Below are 9,020 nucleotides of genomic sequence, written 5' to 3' on the forward strand. Positions count from 1 at the left end.
TTGTAAAATACCATGTTATTTAAGAACACTATGGTATTTTGTCATCCTAATTTTTATTTATATTACCAGTAATCAAAACCACTTTTTCCTATTTATTACCATAGATAGAGCAATCACACTTGTAGGAAGCATAATCATTCCGAAAACGATCCAAAAGGAATTTTTATAATCATTCATTGGAATTCCTGCAACATTCATTGAAAACAATCCTCCCACTAATGTCATGGGTAAAATCACAACCTGAATAATTGTAAAAATGGTCATTAAATTGTTACTTCTATTATTTGTAAGTGAAGTAAATGTTGAATCTATTGACTCAATAACTTCTTTATCATTCTCCAGCATATCCCATATCTTTTCAGCTTTATCTGTAATATCATCAAAGTAAACATCCATATTTTCCGGAAGGTACTTTACAATAACCTTTTCTAAAGTAAGAATTACCGGCCTTACAGGTTTAACTATTCTTCTGAAATTAATTATTTGCATTTTAGTTATAGATATGTTCTTGAGCATCGCCTTTGAAGTATTTTTAAAGATGTCATTATTGATTTTATTGAGCAATATTCCAATTTTATCAAGCATAGGCATGCAATAATCAAATGCCCTCTTGATGATTTCATACAAAAGTAATGCTGATCCCTCGCTCATATATTCAATTTTAGCTTCATCCTGTGAGTCACAAAGTCTGGATAATGTCATGAGAGGTTTCAATTCTCCCTCATGAATTGTAATTAAATAGTTTGCTCCTATGAACATATCTATTTCAGCTGGCTCAATTGTTTCCAGCTGTTTTTTATATCTTGGCATATGCATAACAATAAAACAATAATCATCATAATCATCAATTTTTGATCTTTGATGCTCTGTCATACAGTCTTCAAGCAGTAATTCATGAAAATCAAATTTTTCTTTCAGCATATCCATATGAGCATTAGTGGGTTTCTCGATATCAATCCAAGTTAGATTTTTATACTTAATTTCTCGTATCGTTGAAGCAGTTAATTTCACATTACTAATTTTTTTAGCTTCATATTTTTTAAACATATATTATATTCACCCCTCAAGTTATAGAATTTTACAATCTACAAGTACATAACAAAATTCTATAAGGAACATATTAACTATTATCTATTTTATTTATGTAAAAAATTCTCTAAAGTTTATATTTATCGAATCCATATCTATCATCTACTCTACAAATTTTGTATCCTAATCTTTTTCCTCTAAATCAATATTAGTACTCTACTGGTGAAACAACAGGTCTTCCATCTTTATCTAACAATACCGTTAGTCCACCAGCATAACCATCAGCAGTAAATAAGTAATTTATTCCTGTTTCTGTATCTACAATTATTTTAAAACTGGATGCCAATCCCTGTTTATATATAACTTTAAATCTTTTATTTTCATCATTTTTAAACATTCTTTATCCTCCTATATTTTTATTACTTTATAATAATATTTTATAATTCTTACTTAATTTCTATAGAAATTATACCATATAAACCATTATTGAAGAGTAAATTCATTCTATAAACACCACATTAGTCAATAACTACAAAAAATCAAACCACCAATTAGTTATATATTATATATAAACTAATTGGTGGTTAAGCAACACCTAATTCATTTGAATCTTCTGATATTATTTGAATATTCATCACCCTTTTTTGATTTTTATATGCTCCTCGCATTATAAAATCTGCTATTTTTATTGATTAAATTTTTATTGGACACATATGATTTAATAATTAACATCCATATAAATTATATTTATATGGCTTGTGAACTGCTCCGACATATAGAAGTAAGAAGTTTCTACTTCCGAGAGTTCGTAATTGAGACTCTTTATAGGCTTGAAATCCCATTACAAAAGGATACTGTACTATAATCATCTGTACATAAGCCTTGAATTAAATATAATTTTTAAGATAAAAGCCACTAAATTTTATGTCTCAATAAAACCTAGCCTCTAGTATCTCTAGTCAGCTAATTACATTTCACATCAATCCCATATTCTCAATCTTTTAAACTGTACTAACATTATTATATAGTCATACTTTAAATCAAATACTTAATATCTGTATTCTGTATCTTCTATATCCTAATGCCTTTAAACATTTTTCTTAATCCTTTTATGAATTAGGGTTGCTAGAAGAAGTTTTTTTATATCTTCTTCATGCTTTTATTATAATGTAAACGTTTATATTTGTCAATTCTTTTTATATTTATTTAGGAAAATATTTTTCATAGAATATGAATGTCATATTGCTATTTATAATTTGCATCTTTTAATTTGGCTTTGATTAAAGATATATCCATAAAAAGCTCTCTCTGAACATAATTTAAATGATCCTTGATTCACCCGGAATATTATCTTGAATTAAGTATAATAATCATTACTTAATTTAAAATATACGAACATTACGAATTATTACTTTTAAGATTGTTTTTGTTCTCTAAGATAAATTTTTATTTCTTCTTTATTTAATTTACGAATTTGAACATTAGGACTTTCAATATATTTTTTAGATATATAAACAGGCTTTTCATTCTTACAGAATTTATCTTTGTTCCTCGATAAGTAATTTTTTAGATCTTCTTCAGTGTGAAAAATTTTATAAGAAATTCTATTATTCTTTCCTACAATTTCATATATTCCGCAAACATCTTTACAAACTACTTCTGCTATTCTCAAATATAATTTAGCAATCTCTAATGTTTTGAAAGGAAAGTTCCACCTATAAACGTTTCTTTTATTATCTTTTTCTATACATATACATCTTCCACATGTTGAACATATATATTGAGTATGATTTTCTAAACATTGTTCTGGATTTAAGAGTGGCGTTATTCTTGAATTTTTACTATAGCACTCTTTACATATCACGTTATTCACCTACTTTATATACTTTTTTTCTTCGCATTTACCTACAAATCAATACTAATTATTTATAAAAAAATCATACCATATTATGGACAAAAAAGTAAATTGCAGTACATTCTTTAGTATCATAACATTACAGTTATGTGGCTACTATCTTTAAAATAGAAAATTAATATATACATCAATTTGAAAACTTCATTCAAGATGATATAATATATATTATTATTACTTATATGTAATTTCTTATACCAATGTTTTATATTTCTAGATAATGGGGAGTGATTTGTATATGAATGAAAGTGATTATATAATGAAATTAATAAAATCAAGTACACAACTATTGGTTACCATTTTTTCAGGGAAAAATGCTATGGATAGTTTGCTTAATGAACAAAATGGTAATGTAACAATTTCGGAAAATGATTTATTACCAATTATGCTCAATAATTATATAAATGCTGGTAAAATTAATGAAGCTGAAAATATGATATTTGAACATATCGAAACATGTAAATCACCCTTCAATCTACAAATAGCTTTATCATTTTATAAAAAACTAAATTTATGGAGTGATGATAAACTTGCCAAATGTAACTTTTCAAGAAATGAAATAGTAGAAGGCTTAAGAGATGTAAAAAAAATATATGAATAAATTTAGTTTAGTAAAAGTTAAGTGTTTGTAATAATCATAAAAAAAGGCAATGATGCCTTTTTAGTTATTGAATAAAATATATCGATACTATAAAGTAGTTATATTTTGATTTTTTATCCAGATAAAAAGTTATTAGATTTATGTTTTTATTGAGTAAATCCATGCTTTTTTGACATATATGATACAATTAGTGCAAAAATCAATAATATAAACAGTACTTTTGTAAATGAAGCAGCACCAACATTTTTAAGAAGTATTCCTCCTGCCAAACTGCCACCTGCTATAGCTAAGTTCCATACAGTGGTGCTTATTGACATAGCTATATCCACGCCTTCATCTACAACGGTCTCAGCAAGTGCTGTACTTAACAATGTTGATGAACCACCAAATGTTAACCCCCAAATAGCAGTACATATATATATAACCATAAAATTATTACTAGCCATGCCAAATACAATTGAATCCAATGCAAAAACAGCTATACTAATTAAAACTAACATACGTAACCAACGATCAATCAATAAACCTACGAGCCATATACTTACAAAGGCTGAAATACCAAAAATAAGTAATGCCAAATCAATATGATTGCTCATACCCAATGATGTAAGAAATGGGACTATATATGTATAAATAATATTATGAGCCAGTATCCAAGTCATAATAACAAACAGTATAGGGCGTACTCCAGGAGTAGTAAATATACTTAAGACAGATATGGAAGATTTAGTGGCCTGTCCTGGGTAATCAGGTACTTTTAAAATTACCCATACTATCAATGTAAGATTAAGCATTGCCATGAATCCAAATATATAGCGCCATCCAATAATATTACCTAAAAAGGTTCCAAGAGGTACACCAAAAGTTAAGGCAATTGGTATACCTATCATTGCTATAGCTAGCCCTCGTCCTTTAAGCTGATCTGAGACCATGCGTCGAGCATATCCAGGAATCATTCCCCATGAAATACCAGCAGATACTCCTGCAAGAAAGCGTGCAATTAGTGTCAATATATAATTAGATGATAATGCTGTGATACTGTTAAAAATAAGGAAACCACAAATAGATATAAGAAGAAGTGGACGACGTCTCCACCTTTGAGTGACAACAACTAATGGAATAGCGGCTACTAATGAGCCAATAGCATATAAGGTAACCAACTGACCAGCAAGACTTTCTGAGATTTTAAGTCCTTTGCTTATCTGTGGTAACAAACCTGCTGGAAGTGTTTCTGTCATAATGGCTGTAAATCCTGTCATAGCTAGGGCAAGTAATCCTGGCATTGGAAGATAATTAGAATGATTAGAGTTAATTCTATTAGATTTTATATTATTTTTCATTTTGATTTTGCAGCTCCCTTTATATTATGTCAATCTTCAAATTTATTACTAAAATAATAATTTAACTGTATTTAAATAAAATTATTCGTTTCTTTCTTTTAAAACTTCTTTTAAAATATTTGTTCCATTTATAGCTTTTGGGAAACCTGAATAAACAGTAGTTAAAAGCATAATTTCTTTAATTTCATCAGCTGTTAATCCTATATTAAGTCCTGCATTAATATGAAATTTTAATTGTGGCTGAGCAGTTCCTAAAGCCGCTAAAGCTGAAATTGTAGAAATCTCCCTATATTTTTTATTTAAATTATTTCTTGCTGCAATATCTGCTTGACCACATACTATAAATTTAACTAAGTCCGGTGAAAAATCATTATAAGTTTCTTCAAGAAAATTTACCTGCTTACTGTCTAATTCAGAAAGTTCTTTTACACCAACTTCATATCTTTCCATAGGCGAAATTTTATTTGTTGGTTCATCGCCTATACAATCTTTTATTCCTTGCTTTTCACGTTCCTTTAACACATTCTTTAACGCGTTCATTGCATTTATACATGCTGGAAAACCAGCGTATGCAGACATTTGAAGTATTATTTCTTTAATTTCATTAATTGTACAACCAACATTTAATGCTCCATTTATGTGAACCTTTAATTGGGGTTCAGCATTTCCAATTGCTGTTAATGCCGCAACTACAGCCATTTCTTTTGATTTTAGATCCAATATATTTCTTGAATATATATCACCCCAAACGTACTCAATCATATACTTAACTAAGTCTGGAAATATATCATTCAAACTATTTTCTACATCCCTACCAGCTTTTCCATCTACCTCACGCAATTTTATATATCCTCGTTTTAATCTATCTTCCATTAATATTTTCCTCCATTTCAGTATAAATCTTAATTTTTTTTGCAACATAATCTCGTGATTTTAATAACTCTTTAATTTTATCTTCAATTAATGCTAAATGTTCTTTCATAATATTTTTTCTTTCTGTAATAGTTGAATCTCCCATCTTTCTTAATTGAGCGTATTCTTTCATTTTCTCTATAGTCATTCCAGTTTCTCTAAGTCTATTTATAACTTGAAGCCATTTTATATCTTCTTCACTATAAATTCTTTTTCCAGATGAGTTTCTTTTTATACTTGTGATTAATCCTATACTTTCATAGTACCTGAGAGTATGTGGTTTTAATTTTATTAATTTTGACACTTCGCTTATTTCAAATTCTGCCATAGCAATGCCTCCCTTATTTAAAAACATACCACTTAAAGTATACTTTAAGTCAAGTTATAATTTAAAATTTAATTAAGGCATATGAAAATAAATAGTAAGTCAAAGATGCGACGGATATTTTGAAGTCTACGAAGTACAAATAATAAGATTATAACAACCACAAAAAATCAAACCACCAATTAGTTATATATTATATATAAACTAATTGGTGGTTAAGCAACACCTAATTCATTTAAATTTTCTGATATTATTTGAATATTCATCACCTTTTTTTGATTTTTATATGCTATCTGCATTATAAAATCTGCTATTTTTATTGATTAAATTTTTATTGGACACATATGATTTAATAATTAACATCTGTTAAATTATATTTATACAACTTGTGAACTGCTCCGACATATAGAAGTAAGAGTTTTCTACTTCCGAGAGTTCGTACTCTAAGACTCTTTATAGGCTTGAAATCCCCTTGCCCCGAGGATACTGTACTATAATCATCTGTACATAAGCCTTGAATTAAATATAATTTTTAAGATAAATTTCACTAAATTTTGTGTTCCAATATAGCTTAGCCTCTAGTATATCTAGTAAGCTAATTATATTTCATTTCCATTTCCATTTCCATATTCTCAATCTTTTAAACTGTAATAACATTATTATATAGTCATACTTTAAATCAAATACTTAATATCTGTATTTTCTATACCCTAATGCCTTTAAACATTTTTTCTTAATCCTTTTATGAATTAGGGCTGCTAGAAGAAGTTTTTTTATATCTTCTTCATGCTTTTATTATAATGTAAACGTTTATATTTGTCAACTCTTTTTATATTTATTTAGTAAAATATTTTTCATAGAATACTAATGTCATATTGCTATTTATAATTTGCATTTTTCCAGTTTTTTCATAACCCAATTTCTCATATAAATAACAATTTCCTCTTTCCTGTAGTATAGTACTTAATTCCCACTTTATTGCATCATAATATATCTGTTCAATAATTTGAAAAACTTTTTGTGCAATCCCTTTTTCTTGGTACTCTGGTAATATAAAAATAGGACTTACACCATAGCTTTTATTATCTTTTTTTATTATTCTAATCCCACCAACATCCATCCCGTCACTTTTAACAATATAGTAATCTGTAGATGGCTGATTGATTCTACCAATCACTTTTTCTATTGGTTCATTTGCAGGATTTATTTCAAAATCTTTATATCTTTCCAATAATGGCATGAATGCTTTAATTTGCATGTGATGAATAGTCTCTGCATCCTTTAGTTTAGCTTTGATTAAAGATATACCCATAAAAAGCTCCCTCCGAACATAATTTAAATGATCTTTGATTCATACTTAAACACAATTATTTATCAAGCTAATTTATGGTTTAGTGAACTTTAATAGAAAGTTGCGAATTAAATATAGCTATAACCTTTATGTACTATTTACTTTTATATTCATAAGGTTTTATATAAGACTCTTCTTTATAATCTAATTTATTATATAAATTTTTAACCTTATCTATATCACTATTATGAATTTTATAGGATAAATTATCAATTACAACTTTTCCACCTGAAAATGTTATTGAATGTTTTTCTTTTCCAGAAGTATGTATAGATAAAGTCCATCCCTTTGTATCGTCTTGCTTCATTTTCTCTTTTTTAATTGAGTTTACAACATCCATAACTTTTTTAATATCATCTTTTTTAGTTATTGTTTTTTCTTTTGGTGGACTTGGCAATGTTATTATTGTTAGGCTATCTATATCATTTACATTAATGTTATCTGCTGAAACTGATTTATTTGCACAACCAGAAAATGTTAACATAGATATTAGTAGAATTAATATTAAATTTTTCATAAATACAACACTTCCTTATTTCCATATTTTATTTATTAGAAATATAGATAGACTTCATATGTGGCAATTTATGACGCTTTCCTTTTTATAGAAAGCATTCCCCATATACTTATACTTGCAGCCATAATTATTGAATAAACTACAAATAGAAAATATGGCACAATACTACCTTGATTATATTCGGGACTTATCAAAAAAAGATTCAAGCATAAATTTCCTACAAAATGCCATATGGAAGCTGGAATAACATTCCCTTCTGATTTTTTAGTGACCCAGTAATATCCAAAACTATCTGCAATACACTCAATTAAAAATAAAATTAATGGTGCTGACATAGTTCCTAACCAAAAAAAATGATAATGCCATAACGCCCAAACGCTGCCAAGAAGTATAGGTGTTATTAAATTACCGCAAAACTTATCTAATTTTTCTTGTAAAAATCCTCTCCATCCAATTTCTTCTGCAATAAAAGCCCACATAACTATTATCAGTTTTTTTGAAGTAATACCTGTTATAAACGGAGTACTATCCACAAAAATCAGAGATGTTAACTTTGTAATAGTTAATACAGCTAACGGTAGTATTACTGATAATACAATATAGCGTATTTTTATATTATCAAAATAGCACTTTTTTAAAAATATTCGTATTCCTGCACCGCCACCCAAAATTGCAGTTACAATCAATGCTGCAAGTGTTGGTGTCATTGCTTCTCTCTGACCCCATAATAACCTTCGACAGAATCTAACGAGCATGGTAGTATAAAAATACACAGTGGAGGTTAGAACTATGGGAAGAAGAAAGTATACTTTAGATGAAAAAATAAAAATAGTTGAAGAATTAAATAAAGGGTTAACTAATGCACAAATATGCAAAAAATATGAAATTACATCATCAACATTATCTACATTTAAGAAGCAGCTTAATGTAATTAATGCAACAGAGCCAAAGGATAAAAAGGCTACGCCTAAAGAAAAAGCTCTAGAAGAAGAAAACCGTAAACTTAAAGAGCTTATTGGCAAAAAAGAGCTAG

11 protein-coding genes are annotated in these 9,020 nt (G+C 27.8%); 2 read left to right on the plus strand and 9 right to left on the minus strand.

Annotated features, from left to right (window positions below; translation table 11 throughout):
- Positions 1-72: 72 nt before the first annotated feature.
- The 3 genes from RH99_RS04680 to RH99_RS04690 all read right to left on the minus strand — a co-directional run bounded on the left by RH99_RS04680 (position 73) and on the right by RH99_RS04690 (position 2,893).
- Positions 73-1,047 carry a magnesium transporter CorA family protein gene (locus RH99_RS04680; RefSeq protein ID WP_010234611.1) on the minus strand — a complete coding sequence of 325 codons (975 nt, stop codon included), beginning with the start codon at positions 1,045-1,047 and terminating at the stop codon, positions 73-75.
- A gap of 190 nt (positions 1,048-1,237) precedes the next feature.
- Positions 1,238-1,426, minus strand: coding sequence for a DUF6440 family protein (locus RH99_RS04685; RefSeq protein WP_010234613.1), 189 nt, complete (start codon positions 1,424-1,426; stop codon positions 1,238-1,240).
- A gap of 1,017 nt (positions 1,427-2,443) precedes the next feature.
- On the minus strand, positions 2,444-2,893 hold the full coding sequence (locus RH99_RS04690) for a hypothetical protein (RefSeq protein WP_010234616.1): 450 nt from the start codon (positions 2,891-2,893) through the stop codon (positions 2,444-2,446).
- Positions 2,894-3,179: 286 nt separating this feature from the next.
- Between RH99_RS04690 and RH99_RS04695 the strand changes: the two genes are divergently transcribed.
- The gene (locus RH99_RS04695) at positions 3,180-3,542 is read left to right on the plus strand and encodes a DUF6483 family protein (RefSeq protein WP_010234620.1); all 363 of its coding nucleotides are present in this window, start codon (positions 3,180-3,182) and stop codon (positions 3,540-3,542) included.
- Positions 3,543-3,688: 146 nt separating this feature from the next.
- Here RH99_RS04695 and RH99_RS04700 read toward each other — a convergent pair whose 3' ends face one another.
- The 6 genes from RH99_RS04700 to RH99_RS18250 all read right to left on the minus strand — a co-directional run bounded on the left by RH99_RS04700 (position 3,689) and on the right by RH99_RS18250 (position 8,694).
- Positions 3,689-4,882 carry an MFS transporter gene (locus RH99_RS04700; protein ID WP_010234622.1) on the minus strand — a complete coding sequence of 398 codons (1,194 nt, stop codon included), beginning with the start codon at positions 4,880-4,882 and terminating at the stop codon, positions 3,689-3,691.
- An 81-nt stretch (positions 4,883-4,963) separates the two neighbouring features.
- A complete protein-coding gene (locus RH99_RS04705) occupies positions 4,964-5,755 on the minus strand; it encodes a carboxymuconolactone decarboxylase family protein (RefSeq protein ID WP_010234624.1) in 792 nt (263 codons plus the stop codon).
- On the minus strand, positions 5,745-6,122 hold the full coding sequence (locus RH99_RS04710; RefSeq protein ID WP_010234626.1) for a MerR family transcriptional regulator: 378 nt from the start codon (positions 6,120-6,122) through the stop codon (positions 5,745-5,747). Before RH99_RS04710 ends, RH99_RS04705 begins: the two co-directional genes overlap by 11 nt.
- 832 nt (positions 6,123-6,954) lie before the next feature.
- Positions 6,955-7,431, minus strand: a complete 477-nt coding sequence (locus RH99_RS04715) for a GNAT family N-acetyltransferase (protein ID WP_010234628.1) — start codon at positions 7,429-7,431, stop codon at positions 6,955-6,957.
- A 133-nt stretch (positions 7,432-7,564) separates the two neighbouring features.
- A complete protein-coding gene (locus RH99_RS04720; protein WP_010234630.1) occupies positions 7,565-7,987 on the minus strand; it encodes a hypothetical protein in 423 nt (140 codons plus the stop codon).
- A gap of 68 nt (positions 7,988-8,055) precedes the next feature.
- On the minus strand, positions 8,056-8,694 hold the full coding sequence (locus tag RH99_RS18250) for a CPBP family intramembrane glutamic endopeptidase (RefSeq protein WP_010234632.1): 639 nt from the start codon (positions 8,692-8,694) through the stop codon (positions 8,056-8,058).
- An 82-nt stretch (positions 8,695-8,776) separates the two neighbouring features.
- Here RH99_RS18250 and RH99_RS04730 point away from each other — a divergent pair.
- Positions 8,777-9,020 (plus strand): transposase (locus RH99_RS04730; RefSeq protein ID WP_010234637.1); only part of this gene is annotated, 244 nt, incomplete at its 3' end.

This window comes from Clostridium arbusti SL206, from assembly GCF_000246895.1.
GTDB lineage: Bacteria > Bacillota > Clostridia > Clostridiales > Clostridiaceae > Clostridium_I > Clostridium_I arbusti.